A 2,106-nucleotide genomic window follows, 5' to 3' on the forward strand; every position below is an offset into this window, starting at 1 on the left:
GGCGCCGCCTGAGGAAGCGCCGCCGCGCCGCTTGATCTCGATCAACGACGCGGCGGCCCCGGCGGCCCAGAGATGAGGCATGGAACAGGCCCTTCTCGCGCGCTACGACCGCCCGCTGCCCCGCTACACCAGCTATCCGACCGCGCCGCATTTCTCCGCCGCGACCGGGGCGAAGGACCATGCCCTCTGGCTTGCCGCCATTCCGCCCGGCGCCCGCGCCTCGCTCTACCTGCATGTGCCGTTCTGCCGCACCATGTGCTGGTTCTGCGGCTGCACCACCAGCGCGGTGCACAGCGTCGGCGCGCTGGAACGCTACGCGGCGGCGCTGGAGACCGAGATCGGCCGCGTCGCCGCCGCGATCGGCCATCGCCTGCCGGCTGGACAGATCCATTGGGGCGGCGGCACGCCGACCGCCCTGCCCGCACCACTGCTGCGCGCCGTGCATGCGGCGCTCGCCCGCCATTTCGCGCTGGATGACACGACCGAAATCGCCATCGAGATCGACCCGCGCACCCTGCCCGACGACGCCACGGCGCTGCTGCGCGATCTCGCCGTCACCCGCGTCAGCCTCGGGGTGCAGGATTTCGCGCCCGCGGTGCAGGCGGCGATCGGGCGGCACCAGAGCGTGGCCCAGACCAAAGCCGCCGCCGATGCGGCGCGGGCGGCGGGCATCGCCTCGGTGAATTTCGACCTCGTCTATGGCCTGCCGTTCCAGACCATCGACTCGCTGGAGGCGACGATCGGCGAGGTGCTCGCCCTCGGGCCGGACCGCATCGCGCTCTACGGCTATGCCCATGTGCCGTGGACGCGCAAGCGCCAGCAGGTGATCGCCGAGCGCGCCCTGCCGGATGTCGCGGCGCGCTTCGCCCAGCAACAGCGCGCCGCCGAGCTTCTGGTCGCGGCCGGCTACCGGCGGATCGGGCTCGACCATTTCGCAAGGCCCGAGGACGCGATGGCGCGCGCCGCCGGCACCGGGGCGCTGCGGCGCAACTTCCAGGGCTATACCGTCGACCCCTCCGACCTGCTGATCGGCCTCGGCGCCTCGGCGATCTCGTTCCTGCCGCAGGGCTACGCGCAGAACGCCGTCGGCACCCAGCCCTACCTCGCCGCCATCGAAGCCGGCGCGCTCGCCACCGCCAAGGGGCTGGCGCTGGACGACGAGGACCGGCTGCGCGGGGCGATCATCGAGCGGCTGATGTGCGACCTCGAAGTCGATCTCGCCGCCTTCGGCGCCGATTCCGCCCGCTTCGCCCGCGAATGCGAGTCTCTCGCCCCGCTGGAAGCCGACGGATTCCTGCACCGCGAGGGCAGCCGCATCAGCATCACCGAGGCCGGGCGGCCCTTCCTGCGCCATGCCGCCGCCGCCTTCGACGCCTGGCTCGGCCAGGCGGGGCGGCACGCCGCGGCGATCTGAGCGGGGTCAAAATTCCGCCGCGCGGATCGCCTCCCAGACCCGCAGCGGGGTGCAGGGCAGCGGCGGCAGGGCGGCGCCGATCTGGCGCAGCGCGTCCGCCACCGCATTGGCGACCGCCGGCAGCGCGCCGGTCGTCCCCGCCTCGCCCAGCCCCTTGGCGCCGAGCGGATTGTTGGGCGAGGGCGTCGGCAGGTCGAGGGTGACGAAACCGGGCACGTCGGCCGCCCGCGGCATCGTGTAGTCCATGAAACTGCCGGTCAGCGGCTGGCCGGCGGCATCGTAGCGCATCCCCTCGCCCAGCACGCCGCCCACGCCCTGGACGATGCCGCCATGGATCTGCCCCTCGGCGACGACGGGATTGACCAGCACGCCGGAATCATCGGCGGCGACGTAGCGCGTGAGCCGGACCAGCCCGGTCTCGCGGTCGATCTCCACCTCGGCGATATGGCAGCCGGAGGGGAAGGTCGCGGCGACGGGTTTGACCCCGGTAACGGCGATCTCGCCGCCAGAAGCCGCCACCGCCTCGGCGAGGGTCATCACCGGGGAGCCGTCGCGCCGGAGGATGGCGCCGCCGGCGATGGCGAGGTCCTCCGGTGCTTCATTGGCGCGCAGCCCGGCGAGGGCGAGCAGCCGCGCGCGCAGGGCGGCTCCGGCATCGGCCACCGCGCTGCCGGCGCTCACCGTCGAGCGCG

2 protein-coding genes are annotated in these 2,106 nt (G+C 73.6%); one reads left to right on the forward strand and one right to left on the reverse strand.

Translation table 11 applies throughout. The features are described from left to right. Window positions 1–79 precede the first annotated feature (79 nt). Window positions 80–1,414 carry an oxygen-independent coproporphyrinogen III oxidase gene (gene hemN / locus APM_RS01830; RefSeq protein ID WP_007421653.1) on the forward strand — a complete coding sequence of 445 codons (1,335 nt, stop codon included), beginning with the start codon at window positions 80–82 and terminating at the stop codon, window positions 1,412–1,414. A gap of 6 nt (window positions 1,415–1,420) precedes the next feature. On the opposite strand, the gene APM_RS01835 is transcribed toward hemN, so the two are convergent. Then, the coding region (locus APM_RS01835; RefSeq protein WP_007421654.1) for a molybdopterin cofactor-binding domain-containing protein at window positions 1,421–2,106 on the reverse strand (686 nt) is incomplete at its 5' end.

This window comes from Acidiphilium sp. PM, from assembly GCF_000219295.1.
GTDB classification, from domain to species: domain Bacteria; phylum Pseudomonadota; class Alphaproteobacteria; order Acetobacterales; family Acetobacteraceae; genus Acidiphilium; species Acidiphilium multivorum.

What these genes read in the sequence shown, in the direction of transcription:
- hemN (WP_007421653.1), top strand. Translation starts at nt 80, where the DNA reads ATGGAACAGGCCCTTCTCGCGCGCTACGACCGCCCGCTGCCCCGCTAC.